This is a genomic window from Pseudodonghicola flavimaris, from assembly GCF_030164425.1.
In the GTDB taxonomy this organism is placed as follows: Bacteria; Pseudomonadota; Alphaproteobacteria; order Rhodobacterales; family Rhodobacteraceae; genus Pseudodonghicola; species Pseudodonghicola flavimaris.
On the sequence record NZ_JASNJD010000030.1, the window covers coordinates 26,076 to 44,811 of the forward strand.

Below are 18,736 nucleotides of genomic sequence, written 5' to 3' on the forward strand. Positions count from 1 at the left end.
CCAACATCAGGTAATCCGGAAGTAGTCCGGCCGCCCCGTTGGCCATGGATCCCCCCACAATTGCTGCCCACCGTCGATGTTCAGAACTTCTCCGGTTACGAATTTCCCTGAATTCGCCGCCATATAGACAACCCCTTCAGCGACATCCCATTCGTCCCCGGCGTGCCGCATCGGGTTGGAGTCCTGAAAGGTCGCAGAACCCTCCGGAGGGTAGTTCCCGAAACCGTTGCTTTCGCAGCAACCCGGCGCCACGCAGTTCACTCGGATACCGTGCGGGGCCCACTCCACCGCAACCGACTTGGACAGGTAAACTACCCCTGCCCGGGCCGCACAGGTATGCGCGATGCCGGGCATGCCGCGCCAGATATCGGCCACGATGTTGACGATGGAGCCCGATTGCTTGTTGGCAACCCAGTGGCGCGCCGTGGATTGCATCATCCACCACGTGCCGTTCAGGTTGGTGTCTATGACCGCATTCCAGCCCTTTGGACTAAACTCCAACGCTGCTTGCGGAAACTGACCCCCAGCATTGTTCACCAATACGTCAATCGCCCCGAACTCCTGGTTCGTCTTGGCGACAAAATCCTCGACCTGCTCAGGCTCCCGGATGGTCATAGGCACAGCGAAAACTTCGCCCCCGAAACTTTCAAGGAACTCCTTGGCCAAAGCCAGTTTCTCTTCGTTGCGTCCATTGATCGCCAGATTGGCCCCGAGCCTTGCGAACAGAGTCGCAATTGCCAGCCCCAATCCGCCTCCGGCCCCGGTCACCACAACGACTTTGCCGGTGAATAAACCGCTTGCGTAAACGGTTGCACGTTTTAATAGGTCCTCCCTCGAAGACCCAAACTGCGTCTTATTCATGACGCCTCCTCCCATTCCCCATTAGGGGCAGCTGCCAGTAATCTAACGGGTGTTAGAAAATTGGTCAAGACAACTTTTCGCACCAGCCCCGCCCGTCATCTCCGATCAGTAAGACTTTGGAAGCCCAAGGGCTTTTTCTGCTATGAACGACAAAAGCATCTGCGGTGTCACCGGTACGATGCGGAACAGCAGAGCCTCCCGTACCAGTCGCTCCACGTGATATTCCTTGGCGTATCCGAATCCGCCAAATGTAATTTGCGCGGCTTCGGTCGCCTCGACCGCGGCGTCGGCGGCCAAAAGCTTGGCAGCGTTCGCCTCGACGCCGCAGGGTTCTCCCGCATCGTAGAGGGCTGCAGCGTGCATCACCATGAGATTGGCAGATTCCACTCGCGCCCAGGCTTTGGCGAGTGGATGCTGAACACCCTGATTTTGGCCGATCGGGCGGTCAAAAATCACACGTTCGTTTGCATAATGCGCCGCTCGCGCCAGTGCGTTGCGCGCAATACCGATGCATTCACCGGCCACCAGGATGCGTTCGGGATTCAACCCGTGCAAAATTTGCCTAAAGCCTTTGCCCTCCTCCCCGATCAGGTCCTCAGCCGGAATCGGCAATCCATCGATGAAGACTTCGTTCGAATCGACAGCCTTTCGACCCATCTTTTCGATCTCTCGCACGTCAACGAAATTTCGGTCGAGATCTGTATAGAATAGGCTCAGCCCTTCGGTCGGGCTGCTCACATCCTCTAGCCGCGTTGTTCTGGCCAGAAGCAACATCTTGTCCGCCACCTGCGCGGTAGAAATCCAGACTTTTTGTCCGTGCACGACATATCTGTCCCCCTGCCGCACCGCCATGGTCTTCAGCTTTGTGGTATCCAACCCGGTCGTCGGTTCGGTTACGGCGAAACAGGCCTTTTCATCGCCTGCTATTAGAGGGCCAAGCATACGCGCGCGCTGCTCATCGGTCCCAAACTTCACCACCGGGTTGAGCCCGAAAATGTTCATGTGGATGGCCGAGGCTCCGCTTGCGCCGGCCCCCGACTCGGCAATTGCCTGCATCATGATGGTCGCTTCGGTGATCCCCAGACCCGCGCCGCCGACAGCTTCTGGCATGGCGATACCCAGCCAGCCGCCATCGGCCATTGCCCTGTGCAGATCATGGGGAAAACCACCGTTACGATCCCGGTCCAGCCAGTAGTCGCCGTCGAACCTTGCACAAATCCGCAGAATCTGGTCGCGAATTTCCTTCTGATCGTCCGTCATTCGAAATGTCACGGTGTCCCCTTCTCTTCCAGACTAACGAGCCCTGCCTCACAAAGGGCAATGATCCGATCATCGTCAAAGCCAAGATCACGCAGAATACTTCGGCTGTCCGCGCCAAGCGGTCGTCCCAGCCAGCGAACTTCGCCAGGTGTGGCGCTTAGATGCGGGATCGGGCCGATGACCTTGGTCTGTTTGCCGTCGACCGACACGATGTCCCCACGATGGCGTATCTGCTCGTTCGTCATGATCTCTTCGACGCTCAACACACGCGAGGCAACCGCATCATGGCGGGCGAATACCGCTTCCACTTCCTTAGCCGTGTGCTGCGTGACGAAATCATTGATCGCGTCAAAGACCACCGTCATGTGCCGCGACATCTCGCCCAATGTCGCGAACCGCGGGTCATCGGCGAGGGCATCGCCTCCGACCGCCCGCAACAGGCGCTGCGCGGTTTCCGCGCTCCCTGCCGAAACGGTCAGCCACACCCCATCGGACGTTCGGAACATCCCCCCCGGAGCAAAGTCCATCGGCTGGCGCAGCCCATTGCGTCGCGGCGAGAGGTTAGCGCCAGTCAATGCGGGAACAGGATAGTCCATCAACCGAAGCAACGCCTCGAACACCGCAAGATCGACGACCTGACCGCGTGCAATGCCCTTTTCGCGAGCAAATAGCGCGATCATGATTCCCAAAGCGCCCATCAGCCCTGTCGTGCTGTCGGCCGCCGGAAAGCCGGGGTGCATCGGCGGCCCGTCGGGAAAACCGGTCAGATGCGCTAATCCACTCATGGCCTCTGCAGCACGCCCAAACGCTGGCACGTCGCGCATCGGACCGTCCTGTCCGTAACCTGAAACCCGCAAGACAACCAAGTCCGGGTTCCAATCGTGCAGCACGTCTGGCCCAACACCAGCACGTTCTAGCACACCCGGACGGAAATTTTCGATCAGCACGTCGGCATCTTCAACCAACCTGCGCAGGATGTCCCGGCCCTCGTCGGACTTCCAGTCCAGGCCTAGTGTTTTCTTGTTGCGGCCCAAAGTCTTCCACCAGACGCCCACCCCATCCTCTGCCTTGGGTCCAAGGTCGCGCATCATATCCGTCCGGTTGGGGGCTTCGATCTTGATGACATCTGCACCAAAATCCGAGAGTAAAGCTGCCGCAAGTGGTCCGGCAATTACGTGACCAAGTTCTACAATCCTCAGTTGCTCAAGGGGTCCAGACATCTGCACTTTCGACTTTGCTGTTTTTCTAATTGTTGTTCGATTCCTAGCAAAGGCGAAGTCGGACCTCAAGATTCAAAGGTAATCACCTTCCCGAAAACGTAACCGCCCGGTTGTTACCGCGGATCAGTTCATCGGCGTCCAGTTCCATGGAAGCAGTTCGTTGAGCGGGTTGGTCATGTGATTGTGGATGCGGTCGAGGATTTCGGCCAGCCAGGCTTGCGGATCGTGGCCGTTCATCTTGGCTGTCTCGACAAGGGACATCGCCCGGGACAGCGTTTCGCCACCGCTGTCGGAGCCTGCAAAAAGTCAGTTTTTTCGCCCGATGCAGATCGGGCGCATGACGCGCTCGGCCGTGTTGTCGTCGATGCCGACGCGGGCATCTCCAAGGAAGAGCTCGAATGACGGCCAGCAGCTGAGACCATAGCGGAAGGCCTTCACGAGATCGCCCTTGCCGGGAATGCGTAGCAGTTGGGCCTCGGTCCATGCCTTGAAGGCCTAGACCATGGAGCGGGAGTGCGTCTGGCGTGCTGCCAGCCGCAGTTCCGCTGTCTTTTTTGCCCACCCGAACTATGGCTTGCCGTGCGTTCTTTCAGGCCTGCGGGACGAAGCGCTCGTCTTTGGCGGCTCCGAAGTGGCTCCGACATTCGGCGGTTTTCTCGAAGGCGCGCTTGAGGCGGCGGAATATGCCTACACCGTCCTTAAGACGGGTCGAGGGCGCGCAGAGAAGCGCTTATAACTGCATCTGCGTTCAGGCTGTCGCTGGGGAACCTGAAGGAGCGTTTTCTTTTTTGGGCGGCTTCATCCGGAAGAACAGTACATAAAATACAGGAACCGCGACCAGGGTCAGGATCGAGGCGAACGCGAGGCCACCCATGATCGTCACGGCCATCGATGCGAAGAAGGCGTCTGGTAAGAGCGGAATCATACCGAAAATCGTTGTGCCCGCAGCCAGCACGACGGGCCTCAAACGGCTGACCGAGCCATCGATCACCGCCTGATAGTCCTCGACACCTTCGGCGCGTTGCTGATCGATTTCTTCCACCAGCACAATGGCATTCTTCATCAGCATCCCGGAAAGGGACAAGAAGCCGAGAAGCGCCGTGAACGTAAACGGTAGCCCAGTGAACAGCAGACCGAGAACCATCCCCGTGACCGACATCGGAACCACGAGCCATAGGATCAGTGGCTGGCGCACTTTGTTGAACATCAGGATCGAAATTGTCAGCATTACCAGAAAACCCAAGGGAAGCTGTTTGCCGAGGCTTGCCTGCGCCTCTCCCGCGCTTTCGAATTCGCCTCCCCATTCCATCGTGTAGCCTTCGGGAAGCCGAATGGCTTCGATATCAGTGCGAACACTGCGAAATGCCTCATCTGCTGTCAGGTCGCCGCCTGCACCGCCGAGGACCGTTATCGTGCGCTCACGGTCGCGGCGGTGGATAAGCGCCTCGACGAGGCGGGGCTCGAAACTGGAGACGAGGTTGGCCATGGGCACATAGCCATTTGCACCTGGCGACCAGACGGAGAGATCGCGCAAACGGTCCAGCCCGTCGCGCTCGACCTCGGGAAGCCGCAGATACATCGGGATTTCGGCATCGCCTTCGCGCAGGGTGCCGACCCGCAGGCCCGAGGTGCCGTATTGCACGGTGTCGGTGATCGAACCGCGGGTCGCACCGGCCAGCCGCATCCGGGACTCGTCGACGATGGGTTCGATAAGGATCTCACGCTGCCGCCAGTCTGTGCGCGGGTTTGTGATTGTGCCGGCCTCGTCGAAGATTGCAAGCGCATTATCCGATAGCTGCCGGAGGACCACCGGATCTGGTCCGGCAAAACGAACGGCGACATCGGCCCCGGCAGGCGGACCAAAGACGATTTCCTCGACGCGGACAAGAGCATTGGGGAATTGCGCCGGCAGTTCGCGATTGAGACGCGCCGCAACATCGGGGATGAGTGTGGCATCGGTCGCACGCACGATCAGCTGACCGTAGCTCGCATCGGCCTGCTCAGGGTTGTAGGTCAGCATGAAGCGGCTGGCCCCTCGCCCCACAAGCGTCGTCACGTCCGTCACGATCCCCTCGCCTAAGATGATCTCCTCAAGCCGGGCCATTTCTTTATTCGAGACTCGAATGTCCGTGCCTTGCGGCATCTGGAGCTCGACGTAGAATATCGGGGTGTTCGACGCCGGAAAGAACGCCTGTTTGACCTGGCCGAAGGCCATGACCGACCAGACCGTGATTCCGACGATCGTCAGGACGACGAGCACACGGGCGCGCAGCGCCATCCAGAGGAAACCGCGATAGGCCGAATAGATGAAGCCACCATAGGGGTCCTTGGATGTGTCTTTCGGTGCCTTCAGAAGGAGCTTGCCCAAATAGGGCGTGACGGTTACCGCGAGGATCCAGCTCATCAGCAACGAAATCGCGATAACCGCGAAAAGCGAGAACAGAAATTCTCCGGTAGCATCTGGCGATAGCCCAATACCCGAAAACGCCATGATCCCGATCACGGTGGCCCCAAGCAGGGGCAACGCTGTCGCGGTCTCGGTATCGGCGGCGGCGTCTTCGGCGGACTTGCCCCGCGCCATGCCAATCAGCATGCCTTCGGCGATCACGATGGCGTTGTCGACCAGCATACCCATAGCGATGATCAGTGCCCCGAGACTGATCCGTTCCATCTCGATGCCGAAGACGGACATGAAGAACAGCGTGGAAAACACCGTGAGGCCCAGCGTGGCACCCACGACCAGACCCGCGCGCCAACCCATCGTCAGCATCAGCGCCCCGATGACGATGGCCACGGATTGACCGAGGCCGACGAGAAAGCTCGAGACCGCTTCGTCGACGACCTTATGCTGTTCATAAATAGGTACGATCTCGACGCCGTCCGGCAGTTCGGCCTTCAGCTGGTCCAGCCGCGCCTCGACCGATCGGCCGACCTCGACCACGTTGCGGTCGACGAGCGCCGAGACCCCGAGGGTGAAAGCCCGCGTGCCATTGTGGCGCACGATCTGGCTCGGTCGCTCCGTCTCCTCTCGAACCACGCGGGCGATGTCGTAGAGCGCAATCTGCCCAACTTCTCCGGGAGCGCCGAGCCGCAGCGCCTCAATGCCCTCGACGCTGACATAACCTGGCGGAACGGACACTCCCAGTCGAGACAGCCCTTCGCTGATCTCGCCGTTGGAGAAAACCTGGTTTTCGTCGGCGATGATACCGAGGATCTGGTCCGGTGGCAGCCCCAGTTCGGTCAGGCGCGCCGAAGGGACCGAGATGATGATCTCCTCTTCCGCCAGCCCCTGAACCTCGACCTTGGCCACCCCGTCGACGGCGACAAGGCCGCGCCGCAGTTTAGTCGCGAGGTCTCGCTGTTCCGTGGCGCTCAACCCATCGACCGTTACAGCATAGAACATGCCGTAGACGTCGCTGAAATCGTCATTGATGATCGGAGGCTGCGTACCGGAGGGGAGATCTCCTTCAATGTCGCGGATGCGGCGGCGCATTTCGTCCCAGACCTGCGGGATCTCGTCGGGCCCATAGGTCATCTCGATCTCGACCGTGATCTGGGCCATGCCCGGCATGGATTTCGATTCCACCCGGTCGAGCTGCTTCATCTGTTGGAGTGCGCTCTCCACGACATCGGCGACTTCCTCTTCCACTTCCATCGCGGTCGCGCCCGGATAGGGCACGAAAACGAGCGCCGTCTTGAGCGTGAAACTCGGGTCTTCGAGGCGTCCGACCGTGTTCAGTCCCCACAAGCCGCCGATAAGGCAAAAGACAATTGCCAGCCAAACGGCGACCGGACGTCGGATGCTTGCGCGTGAAATACTCATTGTCATGGTTTCGACTTGTCCGGTCCAGGGGTGTTCAGAGGCCGCGAACCGCGACCGGTTCGTTTTCCTTCAGGCGCCACCAGCCGCCTGACACCACCAGTTCATCCCCGGCGAGTCCCTCAAGCACGACGATTTCGTCGTCGTTGGGTAGCCCCAGCCGGATTGTCTTTCGGTACACCCGGCCGGAGTCTTTGTCGTAGAGCCAGACGGACGGCTCGTTCCGGCTCGTCGTGTCGATCGCCGAGACGGGAACCACTACCGACCGCGATTGCGCACCCTCCGCGGCGGCGGTTACGCGCACATTCGCCGTCATTCCGGACAGTAATCGTGGGTCGATAGCGCCCTCTATCACGAACTCGACGTCATAGGTTTGGGCCGTGGTGTCCGCATCGGTCACGAATGTCCGCGGATAAAGAGTTGCCTCATATCCCGGCACGGCGGGGAAAAGGCGGTTACCCTGAATGCATCGGGCTGGGCCCGTGCCATCGCGGCGAGTTCCTCGGGCAGGGAAATCCGGACCCGCATTTCACTGATGTCCTGCAACCTGGCAATCGGAGCCGCAGGGGTGACGTTCGAAAACTCCTCCAGAAAGATGCGCGCGACAATGGCGTCGAAGGGCGCGGTGATCGTGGCTTGAGCCAGGCGTCGCTCCGCTTCACGGAGGGCGACTTCTGCTTGGACCTGCTGCGCGCGGTTCGTTTCGAGACGGGCGTCCGTCGCCACCCCCCTCTCGGTCAGACTCAACGCACGATCGTATTCGGATTTTGCGAGGTCGAAAGAGGCCTGTGCCCGGTCCAAGGCCAATTCGAAATCGACCGGGTCGAGCGCAGCGATCAAATCGCCTTTCTCAACCCGAGTCCCAGCATCTACCGCGAGGTCGGAAAGCTGACCCGAAACCTGAAAGGCAATATCCACGGTCCGGGCGGGCTCCACGCGACCTGCCAGGCTGCGCGCCCTATCGCTGTCGCGAAGCTCAGCGCGCGAAACTTCGACCGTGACCGGCTGGACCAAATCTTGCTCGGCGCTTCCTTGCGCATCGGCACCGGAAACCTCATCCGTAGTCTGCGCGAAGACCTTGGATGCGATGTCCGGGCTGAATTGCACGAGAAGGACAATGGCGAGCAGTAAGACGATCAATCCAGCGGCGCCTCCTCGGAAGTATCCGGTTCTATTCGAGCTCATCGATCATGTCCTTCAATCGGTCTATGACGGCGTCTTGCTGATCGGCATCACCATCTGCGAGGCGAAGGAGCCGCTGGAAACGAAGACCCTGGATCGCCAACAAGAGAACCATCGCCGCAGTGTCGTCCTGCGCGTCCGAACGGATGCGCTCGACATCACGGGACAGCTCTCGTCTCAGCGGGTCCAGAAGATTCGGATCCGACGCCGAAACCGCGAGAATAGCCATCGAAAGGTCATCATCGGTGCTTCCGGCTTGCAGGACTGTTTCCAGATGCCCTCGTAGGGTGCGGGAACTCTGCCCTTCCGGGACGGACGCCAGACGTTCGCGGTGCTCGGCCAGCATTTCGTCGAGCAGCCCGGCCAGAAGTGCCTTCTTGGTGGGGAAATTGTACAACACCCCACCCTTGCTGAGGCCGGATTCCCGAGCGACGGCGTCGATCGTGATCTTTCCCGCGCCTTCTCGCAGTGCAATTGCCCGCGCGGCGCCGAGAATATTCGGCGATGCGTTTTTCGGTTGCTTTTTTAGTTGTGCAGTCATCCTGTACCGTCCGGTCGGTGAAGTCATTGGGCGAGCTAATGCGCTGCCCCGTATTTGGCAAGCGAGCTCAATCTGAAAATTTGTCTCTGTGGCCGCTACTGTAAAGTCGTAGAAATGCAGCGACCGCTTCGCCTGCATGTTTCTCGCGGTTGACTGCTCGTTTCACTGCGAGAAGGCGCGGCATAAGTAACCCCGAAACGCACAGGTGTATGAAGTAATCGGACGCGCGCCGGGTGTCATCGACATCAAGCGCGCCTTCGCGTGTAAGGCGCTCCAGAATCCGACCGACGAGTTCGCGCGCAGGTTTCGGGCCTGCGCGAAAATACACCTCACCCACTTCGGGCAGCGCCTCGGAAGCGCCAATGCACGTTCGCAGGAGACGGATGTAGGTGTCGTCCAAGGTGAGGTCGACAATGCGCAGAGCGAGTTCTTCTAATTGGGCGCGCGGCTCCGATGCTGTCGTCAAAGACCGGAGGATCTCTTCCGCAAGCCGACCGCATTCGGATTCCACCACGCCGAGGAACAGCTGCTCCTTGCTTGGGTAATACGAATACATGGTCGCTTTTGACACTTTTCCTTCGGCGGCGATGGCATCGACGCTGGCGCCTTCATAGCCGCATCGGAAGAAGACCTCGCGCGCACCGACCAAAACGTCGGCCATTTTTCTCTCGCGCATCTCGTTCTCCCTATCCCACGCGGGATTATGCGGTTGCAAACTTTACTGTACCGTCTAGTTGGTATAGTGAATAATAGTTGATTTTGCTGCAAGTCATAGAGCTGTGCGGATTTACCCGACCAAGCGCCGCCTGGCGCGGCTTTGTCTAGCGCCGTTTTCAATTCGTCATGAACTTCGGGTCTGAGCCCGCCTGAGTTGTTCTCGGGCGCGGGATTATCCCGCGAACAGGAGGGGCAACGTCATTCCGCCGCGCTTGCGGTCCCGACAAAGGCACCCTCGGCCTCCCAGCGGCGTGCGATCGAGCCAAGCGTGTCCAGCACGCCGCGCAGTTCCGCGCCTCGCTCAGTCAGCCCGTATGTGACAGCGGGTGGTATGGTCATGGCCTGCTCGCGCCATACAACGCCAGCATGTTCCAGCATTCTTAGCCTCTCGGTCAGGACGCGAGTGGAAATTCCGGGCACCAAACGCTTGAGCGCGCCGAATCGCTGCGGTCCCTGCTCGGACAGAACCCAGAGTATATAGATCGTCCAAGGGCCTGTGATGACACGCAAAAGCGCCTCCATCGGGCATGAGGGGGGCTGGACTCTCTTCATCGTGGATAATCCTCGCGGTCCAAGTAAGCTAGTTACTTTTAAGTGCCTACTTTCAAGAACGAAGCGAGACACCTAAAGATACTTAAAGCGGAAACTACGGCTGAACAAGCCCTTGCAAACAGGGAGTATGGTGAAGAGTGACAACGTGGCAAAGTATGTCTACTGGATCGCGACCGGCCTTGTGGCGCTGGTCTATATGGGTGCGGCGACTTTCTACATCTCATCCCACGACTTGGTCGCGGGCATGTATCGCGAGGTGTTGGGCTATCCCACATACATCATCTGGCCGCTCGCGATATTGAAGATCGTCGGCGCGGTGGTGGTTCTTTGGCGCCCTTCGGCGATGCTGGCGGACTGGGCCTATGCGGCGATGTTCTGGCATCTGGTGCTGGCGTTCGGGGCGCATGTGGGCGCGGGCGATCCAGGCTGGCCACCGGCTCTTGCGACCTGGGTGCTTCTGATCGCCTCGTGGATGACAGCCAATCGCGTGCGTGCGGTAAAGTCGGCATATGCGCCGACGTTTCCGACAGAGACGAATTAATCCGATGCGGAGTTGCCACGGCGCTGGCCATCCACCCTCGGACTTGGGGTTCAAAAGGAAGACAGAATGACCGAAAGGCAGCCGACAGTGTTTGTTCCCCATGGAGGCGGCCCTTGCTTCTTCATGGACTGGAACCCGCCTGACACCTGGGACAGGCACCGCAGATTCCTTGAGGCTTTGCCTGCGAGCCTGCCGGCAAAGCCCAAGGCGCTTCTCGTGATCTCAGGCCATTGGGAGGAACGGGTGTTTACCGTGCAGACCAACCCCGCGCCGCCGCTGCTGTTCGACTATCAGGGGTTTCCCCCCCATACTTATCAGCTGACCTGGCCCGCGCCAGGCAATCCTACGCTGGCGGCCCGTGCAAGCGAGCTATTGAACGGCGCGGGGTTTGAAACCCGGGCCGACGCTACGCGTGGCTTCGATCATGGGGTGTTCGTTCCGCTAAAGGTGGCTTTTCCTGAGGCCGACATCCCCACCGTCCAATTGAGCCTGCGCGACGATCTCGACGCTGAGGCACATCTTGCTGCCGGTCGCTCGTTGGCGCCCTTGCGCGATGAAGGTGTGTTGATCATCGGGTCCGGCAACACCTATCACAACATGGGCAAGATGATGCGGGCGATGAGGGGCGGACCGGATGGCCCGGTGAACGGCGGCGACTTTGACCGATGGCTCACGGGTGCGGTGACCCATGAAGACCCCGGGGCGCGCCGCGCCATGCTGGCTGCTTGGGATCGGGCACCCGGCGCACGCGACGCCAATCCGCGCGAGGAACATCTAATTCCATTGCACGTCGTGGCCGGCGCCGCGCTTGCGGATCGGGGGGAAAAGACCCTCGAGGATCACGTATTGGGCGCGGTCGAAAGCGCGTTCAGATTTGGATAGGACCAGATATGTGCTTCGAACTTCCCTTGCGGCAGGGTCCGCGCCCCGAAACCACCGAGTGCGCCCCGCATGAGCAAGTGTCGCAGAACTCTTCGGCCGAGATTCACGCATTGTTCAAGAAGAAGGCCTTCGCCCTGCCCTTCGTCGAGCGTTGCCGATCGGGTATTTCGGTCCCCGGTGCCGAGGCATTGGTCCTGCCGCGGGAACATGCCTGCGGCCCGCGCGAAGCCTTCATGATCGGGCGGGAATTTGCCCATGTGCATCCCGCCTATGACGGTTCGTCGCACATGATGCTGCCGCTGGCGGCGGTCGAGGAACTCATCGCAAAAGGCTGGGGCGAACCGCACCCGATGGCGTCGACCGGATATATCCCGGCCAATGCGGTCATGGCCTTTGCGCCGCGCGATGAGGCAGAGATCGATGTGATGATCAAAATCCTGACCACTAGCTGGGGTTTCGCGCGCGGCAAGCTGGCAAATCCCGCCCCCATCCAAATCCACGATTGATCGCAAGCGCGCTTGCAGAAGTACCAAGACAGGAGAGATACCATGTCCAACATCCAGAACGGCCCCTTCATTGTGACCGGCGCGTCCGGCCAACTTGGCCGGCAGGTGGTCGATCTGCTGGTTCAGGAAGGAGCCGGTCCGGTCATCGCGATTTCGCGCACCCCCGACAAGCTTGCCCATCTGGCGGGAAAAAGAGTCGAGGCGCGCGAGGGCGATTTCAACGACCCGGCTTCTCTTGAAGCAGCCTTCGCGGGCGGCAGGCGTCTTCTCGTCATCTCGACCGACGATCTGGAGCCGGGCAAGCGGCTCGCAGCTCATTCCAACGCGATTGCTGCGGCCAAGACGGTAGGTATCGACCACATCGTCTATACCTCCTTCGCAGGCCCAGTCGCGCAAAGTCCGATCGGATTCGCTCAAGACCACGAAGGGACCGAGAAGCTGATCGCGGAAAGTGGGGCGGATCATACGATCCTGCGCAACAATATGTACACCGACTTTCTGTTGATGGGCGGCCAGCAGAGCGTCGCCATGGGCACGCATTTCGCCGCTGCGGCAGATGGCAAGACCGGGTATGTGACGCGGGCGGATTGCGCCCGTGCGGCAGCCGCGGCGCTAATGAAAGCTACGGGAAGGGAGACCCTCGATATCACCGGGCCGGAGACGGTCAGCCAGGCCGAGGTCGCGGCGATCTTGTCCGAAATTGCGGGTAAGGAAATCCCCTATGTCGCCCTGCCCGCCGAGGATCTGGTGCAGGCGATGATCGCAAATGGACTGCCGGAGTTCATGGCGAGGGTCTTTGCCTCCTTCGACGAAGCAATCGCGCAGGGCTATCTCGATGTGGCCAGCGGCGATCTCGAATCGCTCACCGGCAAGCCCGGACAGTCGGTGGCCGATTTCCTGGCTGCTAACCGCGCGGCGCTTCTTCAGGCGCCGCAGGAACAATAATGCTGGTGAATGTCATGAGGCTTTACAACGCGAACTTCTCACCGAATGCGCTGCGTGTGCGGGCGGTGGCGCACGAACTGGGCGTGGAACTCGAAATCGTCGAGGTCGACATCCGTGCCGGGGACAACCGCGCGGCGGAATTTCTTGCCCGCAATCCCAATGCAAAGGTGCCTGTTTTGGAGGACGGGAATTTCGTGCTTTGGGAATCCCGGGCGATCTGTGCCTATCTGGCCGGGATCCGGCCCGAGGCGGGGCCCTATCCTGATGGCCTCAAGGCGCGGACCCTCGTCGATCAATGGGCCTGGTGGCAAGCCATCCACCTTGGCCCTGCGATGCAGAAGTTGTCCTTTGAGCTGTTCCTCAAAGAGAAATTCGGCATGGGCGATCCTGATCCGACTGTAGTCGAAGCGGAACGGAAAGCCACAGATCAGTTTCTTGCCGTTCTGGAAACCGGACTCGACAATAGGGATTGGATCGCAGGCACACTCAGCCTTGCCGACTTCTATCTGGCGACCACATTCATGTATCGCGACCAAGCGGGGATTTCGCTGGACGAATTCCCCAGAATCGCGGGCTGGATCGGCCGGCTTGAAGCGCGTGACAGCTGGCAGAAGGCCGTAGCACCGCTTCTTGCGCTCTTCGCCTGACATCGCGCTCGCCGCGATGATTGGTCGGTCTGCATGACGTCCGGCGATCGGCGCGCTATCAGATTTAGACATGTGAAGTGGTCCCAGAAAACCGGACAGTTGTCGCGTTGCCCTTAAATCTGAGACGAGACGCTTTCGGCATCGAGTTTTGCCCTTAATTGCGAGATTCGGCTGTCATGGGGCCTTTGCTTCTCGCCCGCCTTTGTGCAATGTGACCAACTGCGGCAAGCAGACGTGGCACCGCAGCCCTACGCTCCTCCTCAGCACCGAAGGCAACCGAGTCTTCGCCATCATTTTCCATCGACATTTGCAGCACAAGTCTTTGACCCCTGTCTCAGGTTTAAGGGCAAAAATATCGGAATTAAGGGCAAAATCTCATATTTAAGGGCAAAGCACTGCCGTTGATTTCCTTGAATTTCCCATCTCACAATTAAGGGCTACGCGACATAAGGAAACCAAGGGTTTTTGGACGAGCGTGACCTGAGAGCGTCTGCTTGCATTCGTTTACATACGGTCGATTGCTGACGTGTTTCGCAATTGCAAAGAGCCAGAGAAAGGGAAGCCCGTGTGCCGGGCTTGAAAGGAAAGAGAGAGCCTCTTCCGGGTCCGGCGCGACAAGGATCCTGACCATGGCCAAGACCAAAACCACGACGCGTTCGAAACCCGCCACCTCAAAGAAAACCGAAACCGCCGGATCGGCTGCGCCTGACGGCGCCGCCGACATCCGGATGATCCCGCTCGACCAGCTGGAGCCGAGCCAACTCAACGTCCGCAAAGTCGCCGCGAGCGCTAGCGACGACGCCGAACTCCTCGCCAGCATCCGCGAGACAGGCATCAAACAGAACCTAGTGGTTCATGCGCTGTCAGAGACACGTTTTGCTGTTGACGCCGGTGGCCGTCGCCTCAAATCGCTGAAACAGCTGGCCGAGGACGGTGTGATCCCCGCAGACCACCCGGTGCCCTGCCTCGTCGAGGACGAACGCAACGCCATCCTCACCTCCGCCACAGAAAACCTTCAGCGCGCAGCCATGCATCCGGCGGACCAGTTCGAAGCTTTCGACAAGATGATTGGCGAAGGGCGCAGCGAGGACGAAATTGCGCTGAAATTCGGTGTCTCCGTCGACCTGGTACGCCGTCGGCTGAAACTCGCCCGTGTCGCGCCCGAAATCATCGAGCGATTTCGCGCGGGGGATCTGACCCTCGAATGCGTGATGGCGTTTACGCTGACCGACGACCACGATCGGCAACTGGCGGTCTGGAACGCGGTGAAGGGCGGCTATCACATCCACCCGCAAAGCATCAAACGCCAACTGACCGAGACCGCGCATTCTGCGAACTCGGCCTTGGGGCGTTTCGTCGGCATCGAAGCCTATGAGGCGGCGGGAGGCGTTCTGCTGCGCGACCTCTTCGACGATCGCGCCAGCGCCCATATGGAAAACCCTGAGCTCCTCGAGCGTCTCGCCATCGAGAAGCTGCAGGCCGCGGCCAAACCCTTTGAAGGGACATGGAAATGGGTCGAGGTGCATCTCTCTGTGGATTACGGGGCGTTTCGCAGTTTCGGGCGTGTCTATCCGCAGGATATCGAACCCGATCCCGATCTGCTCGCCGAGGAAGAGCATCTCATCGCCCGCGAAGAGGAATTGGCGGCGCAGAATGACGGCGAGGATTGGACCGACGCCGAGACCGAAGAATACTACGCCATCGAGCCGCGTTTGCGCGAGATCGAAGCCCTGCAGCGCGAGCGGCAACCTTTCGCGGACGCAGATCGCGCCATTGCGGGCGTGGTTCTGACCATCGGTCATGACGGTGCGCTACGTGTCGAGAAAGGCCTGGTGCGGCCAGAAGATATCCCTGCTGCGGCCATGCCGGACGAAGATAGTGCTGATGCGGGTGATGCCTCCTCCCCCGCCCGCCCACATGTGACGCCGCCGACGTCCTCCACGCCAGTGCCGACCTCTGACCCCGCGGCCACGTTGCGCAAGGCGGACGGCATTTCGGCGAGCCTGGCGGATGATCTGCGTGCCACGCGCCAGCACATCCTCAGGGCGCATCTGGCGGCTGATTTCGAGGTGGCCTTCGATGCGATGCTCTACGCGCTCTGCGAACAGGCTTTGGGGCGGTCCTACGGCAACGAGGCACTCGACATCTCGATCCGGCCCTTCCAGGCGCAAGACCGCGAAGTGCTGCACGCGGACACCGTCGCCCAAAAAATGCTCGAGGCGCTGGAACAAGACCTCGCCACGGACTGGATGAAGCTTCAGAAACCCGAGGACTTCCGGACGATGTCGGCGTTGCCCATTGCGGACAAGCAGGCGCTTTTCGCCTGGGCGACGGGTCTCGCGGTCAAACCCCAGCTTTCCTCCGACAATCGTCCTTCCCCGATCATCGAGGAGATCGGCGCGCGGCTCGATGTTGATGTGGCTGCCTGCTGGCGCCCGACTGCCCAAAACTACTGGGGTCGGGTCAACAAGGGGCATGCGGTGGCCACGGCGCGCAAGCTGATCGGTGACGACTACGCCGAGGATCGCAATCGCGAACGCAAGGGCGATATCGCGGCCGCGATGGAGCGGGCGTTCGCAGAAGCGGCGAGCGAGACGGAAGGTTTCGACGCCGCGACGGTTGCAAAGACGACGCGGTGGCTGCCCGACGGGATGGTGTTTGCCGGTGCGACGGAGGCTGGTGCCGACACGGCAGGCGCTGCGCCGGAGACCGAGGAGGGAGATCTGTCCGCCGAAGATTCTCTGAGCGACGCTGAGAGCAATGAACCGTCGTCCTTGCCCGCCTTCCTGAGCGAGGATGCGGCCTGACGCGGCGAAAACCGATCCGATCATGACCTAAGCCTTGGGCCGTCCTCGCGCAGAGGGCGGCCCTTTCCCGCTGACGGGTTTCACGCAGCCGGTGTCTGATCGGCTGGCCCGTCCCGGAGAATTCTCATGACCACCACACTCGATATCGATCCCGTCAAGGAAACCGAATTGATCGCCGGGCAAAATGATGCCTTTCGTCGCTCCATTCTCAGGACCACCCCCGTCGCCGATGCGCCGCAGGGCCAGTTTGTCATGACCCGTGGTGTTGCAGCACTAGGGCCGGACGCCCAGCTCGCTCTCACCCGCCGCGTCGCTTCGTTTGACGCGTTCAACGCTGACAGTGACCCCCATGGTTGGCACGAGATGGGGGTCATCGACTTCGACGGGACCACGACCTGGTTCAAGCTCGATTTGTACGACGTCGACTATCAATATGGCTCTCCCGAGCCATCCGATCCCGCGCAAACCCGCCGCGTCCTGACCCTGCTTCTGCCGTCAGAATACTGACGCCCCTCTTCTTCAACATCACCTCGGATCGCCCTTGCACAAAGGGCGGTCCTTTCGCGCTGGCGGGTTTCCATGGGGCGCGATGGTCGCGTTCCGCCCGCCGCAGGAGACCAGAGATGGCCAAGACACTCGACTATCAGATCACCCTCTATCCCGCGCACCGCGACGGCGCCTTCGTCGTCACACAGTTCCAGATGATGGCGAATTACCCGGAAAAGCGCATCCAGGCCGCGGGCATGGACGACCTGATCGACCAAGTGACGCAGTTCGCGATGGAGCATGGCGAGAGCTGCAGTGCCTCAGTGCGCTGCCTCGCCCCGCGCAAACCGCCGGGGTTCAAGCGCGCGACTGAGAATCTGTATTTCAACCTGGTTGACCGGACGGGTGACGAACGCGGCGACGCCGCGGCTTGAAGCCCCCCGCAGGAAACCTCCTGGGCGATCTGATGCAAAGGTCGCCCTCCCCTTCCCTCAATTCCAAAGGATCGAAGACATGACACAAGTGAATGATTTTTACGCGCAGATGCTGGAAGCCCAGCAACGCGCCGCCGAACAGAGGGTTGTGACCCGCGTGGCCCTTCTCTCCGAACTGCGTGCCGTCGGCGTGACGAAGATCGAGGTGCAATACGAAGGCTACGGCGATTCCGGCAATATCGAAGATGTCGTCGTGACGCCAGACACGATCTCTCTCTCAGAAGAGTTGCGCCGCCGGGTCGAAGATTTCGGCTGGGACTTCGCCTATGCGCTCAGCCCCGGGTTCGAGAACAACGAAGGTGGCTATGGCGAACTGACCTGGGTGCTCGCGACTGACAACATCGATGTCAGTCATTCGAACCGCTACATCGCGACCAATACCACCGAACATGAGGGGCTTTGATATGGCACATCCCCTCCACCACGCCGAAAGCTCGGCCCGAAAGTTCGGAGGTGTTCCAGATGATTACCAATATGTGCACGATTGGTTCGACTCATCTAAGGAACACCTCGCACTTTTCACCCACCGAGCACATCGGCACCACACGCTCGGGATCTTCGAAGCTGAGCGTTTGTTTGGGCGAAGCCTGACCAACAGCGCGGGCCGGGTCGTGCCGATCCGCTGGATCGGCGAACAACATGTGCGCGAAGACTGCCAAGGGCGCATCCCGTCGCTGGCCGACTGGCTTGGACGCATCCAACCGGAACCGTGGATGGCCAACGGCCGGATCGACAACGACCCGACGCAGATCGGCAGCGATCCGCGCGCGGTCTGGAGCCACGCGGTGGCAAATCACCAGACCATTCTCGGCTTCGAGGAATGGCTGCTGAAGGTCTCGGTCGAACACGTTCAGCACCGCCAGAACCGCGCCGCCGCCTGATCCGACGGGCGGCAACCTCACCAACCAACTCATCACAACCAGATCGACTCGCCTGCGCCCAATCGGCCTGGCGAGTCGATTTCGTTCCAAGAAAGGACATCGACATGCACGACCCTGTCTATGAGGAGGCCTATCACGGCCACACCATCAAGATTTTCCATGACCCCGATCCCGAAAGCCCACGGGAGTGGTCGAACCTCGGCACGCTGATCTGCTGGCATCGGAGATACCGGCTGGGCGAAAGCCACCATTTCGCAAGCCCCGAGTCGTTTCTGCGCGATCTCGCGGGTGTCTCGGATCAGTGTGATCTCTCAATGGACCAGTTGCGCGAGCGCGCCGAGCGCAAGGCGATCCTTCTGCCGGTGTTTCTCTATGACCATTCCGGCCTCGCGAT

Annotated in this window: 19 protein-coding genes and 2 pseudogenes; 11 read left to right on the forward strand and 10 right to left on the reverse strand. The window is 60.3% G+C overall.

The annotated features are described in order from the left end of the window. Positions 1–6: 6 nt before the first annotated feature. The 10 genes and pseudogenes from QO033_RS23815 to QO033_RS23865 form a co-directional block, all read right to left on the reverse strand. The gene (locus QO033_RS23815) at positions 7–861 is read right to left on the reverse strand and encodes an SDR family oxidoreductase (RefSeq protein WP_050685930.1); all 855 of its coding nucleotides are present in this window, start codon (positions 859–861) and stop codon (positions 7–9) included. Between the two features lie 105 nt (positions 862–966). Then, a complete protein-coding gene (locus QO033_RS23820; protein WP_082204796.1) occupies positions 967–2,121 on the reverse strand; it encodes an acyl-CoA dehydrogenase family protein in 1,155 nt (384 codons plus the stop codon). Positions 2,122–2,129: 8 nt separating this feature from the next. After that, positions 2,130–3,341, reverse strand: a complete 1,212-nt coding sequence (locus tag QO033_RS23825; RefSeq protein WP_050685825.1) for a CaiB/BaiF CoA transferase family protein — start codon at positions 3,339–3,341, stop codon at positions 2,130–2,132. Between the two features lie 123 nt (positions 3,342–3,464). After that, a pseudogene (locus QO033_RS23830) lies at positions 3,465–3,887 on the reverse strand (IS66 family transposase); the annotation flags it as partial. Between the two features lie 202 nt (positions 3,888–4,089). Then, positions 4,090–7,170, reverse strand: coding sequence for an efflux RND transporter permease subunit (locus tag QO033_RS23840; RefSeq protein ID WP_050685819.1), 3,081 nt, complete (start codon positions 7,168–7,170; stop codon positions 4,090–4,092). Between the two features lie 28 nt (positions 7,171–7,198). Beyond that, positions 7,199–7,561 carry an efflux RND transporter periplasmic adaptor subunit gene (locus QO033_RS23845; protein ID WP_284483253.1) on the reverse strand — a complete coding sequence of 121 codons (363 nt, stop codon included), beginning with the start codon at positions 7,559–7,561 and terminating at the stop codon, positions 7,199–7,201. Further along, on the reverse strand, positions 7,558–8,301 hold the full coding sequence (locus QO033_RS23850; protein ID WP_284483254.1) for an efflux RND transporter periplasmic adaptor subunit: 744 nt from the start codon (positions 8,299–8,301) through the stop codon (positions 7,558–7,560). Before QO033_RS23850 ends, QO033_RS23845 begins: the two co-directional genes overlap by 4 nt. 31 nt (positions 8,302–8,332) lie before the next feature. Beyond that, on the reverse strand, positions 8,333–8,884 hold the full coding sequence (locus tag QO033_RS23855) for a TetR/AcrR family transcriptional regulator (protein ID WP_103911562.1): 552 nt from the start codon (positions 8,882–8,884) through the stop codon (positions 8,333–8,335). A gap of 67 nt (positions 8,885–8,951) precedes the next feature. Further along, positions 8,952–9,560, reverse strand: coding sequence for a TetR/AcrR family transcriptional regulator (locus QO033_RS23860; RefSeq protein ID WP_103911563.1), 609 nt, complete (start codon positions 9,558–9,560; stop codon positions 8,952–8,954). A gap of 239 nt (positions 9,561–9,799) precedes the next feature. Then, a complete protein-coding gene (locus QO033_RS23865; protein WP_234994808.1) occupies positions 9,800–10,153 on the reverse strand; it encodes a winged helix-turn-helix transcriptional regulator in 354 nt (117 codons plus the stop codon). A 127-nt stretch (positions 10,154–10,280) separates the two neighbouring features. Here QO033_RS23865 and QO033_RS23870 point away from each other — a divergent pair, with 127 nt between their 5' ends. The 11 genes and pseudogenes from QO033_RS23870 to QO033_RS23920 form a co-directional block, all read left to right on the forward strand. After that, positions 10,281–10,694, forward strand: a complete 414-nt coding sequence (locus QO033_RS23870; RefSeq protein WP_103911564.1) for a DoxX family protein — start codon at positions 10,281–10,283, stop codon at positions 10,692–10,694. A gap of 66 nt (positions 10,695–10,760) precedes the next feature. Further along, complete coding sequence (locus tag QO033_RS23875) at positions 10,761–11,576, forward strand: DODA-type extradiol aromatic ring-opening family dioxygenase (RefSeq protein WP_103911565.1); 816 nt, start codon at positions 10,761–10,763, stop codon at positions 11,574–11,576. Positions 11,577–11,584: 8 nt separating this feature from the next. After that, positions 11,585–12,082: a luciferase domain-containing protein gene (locus tag QO033_RS23880; RefSeq protein WP_103911566.1), complete on the forward strand. Its 498-nt coding sequence runs from the start codon at positions 11,585–11,587 to the stop codon at positions 12,080–12,082. A 42-nt stretch (positions 12,083–12,124) separates the two neighbouring features. Then, complete coding sequence (locus QO033_RS23885) at positions 12,125–13,027, forward strand: NAD(P)H-binding protein (RefSeq protein WP_103911567.1); 903 nt, start codon at positions 12,125–12,127, stop codon at positions 13,025–13,027. Next, on the forward strand, positions 13,027–13,674 hold the full coding sequence (locus QO033_RS23890; protein WP_103911568.1) for a glutathione S-transferase family protein: 648 nt from the start codon (positions 13,027–13,029) through the stop codon (positions 13,672–13,674). Before QO033_RS23885 ends, QO033_RS23890 begins: the two co-directional genes overlap by 1 nt. 629 nt (positions 13,675–14,303) lie before the next feature. After that, positions 14,304–16,481, forward strand: coding sequence for a ParB/RepB/Spo0J family partition protein (locus QO033_RS23895; RefSeq protein ID WP_093455102.1), 2,178 nt, complete (start codon positions 14,304–14,306; stop codon positions 16,479–16,481). 126 nt (positions 16,482–16,607) lie between these two features. After that, entirely contained in the window at positions 16,608–16,988 is a 381-nt protein-coding gene (locus QO033_RS23900; RefSeq protein ID WP_093455101.1) for a DUF3768 domain-containing protein, read from the forward strand. A 116-nt stretch (positions 16,989–17,104) separates the two neighbouring features. Continuing rightward, positions 17,105–17,401, forward strand: a complete 297-nt coding sequence (locus QO033_RS23905; protein WP_093455100.1) for a hypothetical protein — start codon at positions 17,105–17,107, stop codon at positions 17,399–17,401. A gap of 79 nt (positions 17,402–17,480) precedes the next feature. Next, positions 17,481–17,864 carry a DUF6878 family protein gene (locus QO033_RS23910; protein WP_103911894.1) on the forward strand — a complete coding sequence of 128 codons (384 nt, stop codon included), beginning with the start codon at positions 17,481–17,483 and terminating at the stop codon, positions 17,862–17,864. 1 nt (position 17,865) lies between these two features. Continuing rightward, positions 17,866–18,342, forward strand: a complete 477-nt coding sequence (locus QO033_RS23915; protein ID WP_093455098.1) for a DUF6915 family protein — start codon at positions 17,866–17,868, stop codon at positions 18,340–18,342. Positions 18,343–18,446: 104 nt separating this feature from the next. After that, positions 18,447–18,736 (forward strand): annotated as a pseudogene (locus tag QO033_RS23920) (hypothetical protein); the annotation flags it as partial.

Coding starts and splice junctions, on each gene's coding strand:
- QO033_RS23815 (WP_050685930.1), bottom strand. CDS start 861: ATGAATAAGACGCAGTTTGGGTCTTCGAGGGAGGACCTATTAAAACGT.
- QO033_RS23820 (WP_082204796.1), bottom strand. CDS start 2,121: ATGACGGACGATCAGAAGGAAATTCGCGACCAGATTCTGCGGATTTGT.
- QO033_RS23825 (WP_050685825.1), bottom strand. CDS start 3,341: ATGTCTGGACCCCTTGAGCAACTGAGGATTGTAGAACTTGGTCACGTA.
- QO033_RS23840 (WP_050685819.1), bottom strand. CDS start 7,170: ATGACAATGAGTATTTCACGCGCAAGCATCCGACGTCCGGTCGCCGTT.
- QO033_RS23855 (WP_103911562.1), bottom strand. CDS start 8,884: ATGACTGCACAACTAAAAAAGCAACCGAAAAACGCATCGCCGAATATT.
- QO033_RS23860 (WP_103911563.1), bottom strand. CDS start 9,560: ATGCGCGAGAGAAAAATGGCCGACGTTTTGGTCGGTGCGCGCGAGGTC.
- QO033_RS23865 (WP_234994808.1), bottom strand. CDS start 10,153: ATGAAGAGAGTCCAGCCCCCCTCATGCCCGATGGAGGCGCTTTTGCGT.
- QO033_RS23870 (WP_103911564.1), top strand. CDS start 10,281: ATGGTGAAGAGTGACAACGTGGCAAAGTATGTCTACTGGATCGCGACC.
- QO033_RS23875 (WP_103911565.1), top strand. CDS start 10,761: ATGACCGAAAGGCAGCCGACAGTGTTTGTTCCCCATGGAGGCGGCCCT.
- QO033_RS23880 (WP_103911566.1), top strand. CDS start 11,585: ATGTGCTTCGAACTTCCCTTGCGGCAGGGTCCGCGCCCCGAAACCACC.
- QO033_RS23885 (WP_103911567.1), top strand. CDS start 12,125: ATGTCCAACATCCAGAACGGCCCCTTCATTGTGACCGGCGCGTCCGGC.
- QO033_RS23890 (WP_103911568.1), top strand. CDS start 13,027: ATGCTGGTGAATGTCATGAGGCTTTACAACGCGAACTTCTCACCGAAT.
- QO033_RS23895 (WP_093455102.1), top strand. CDS start 14,304: ATGGCCAAGACCAAAACCACGACGCGTTCGAAACCCGCCACCTCAAAG.
- QO033_RS23900 (WP_093455101.1), top strand. CDS start 16,608: ATGACCACCACACTCGATATCGATCCCGTCAAGGAAACCGAATTGATC.
- QO033_RS23905 (WP_093455100.1), top strand. CDS start 17,105: ATGGCCAAGACACTCGACTATCAGATCACCCTCTATCCCGCGCACCGC.
- QO033_RS23910 (WP_103911894.1), top strand. CDS start 17,481: ATGACACAAGTGAATGATTTTTACGCGCAGATGCTGGAAGCCCAGCAA.
- QO033_RS23915 (WP_093455098.1), top strand. CDS start 17,866: ATGGCACATCCCCTCCACCACGCCGAAAGCTCGGCCCGAAAGTTCGGA.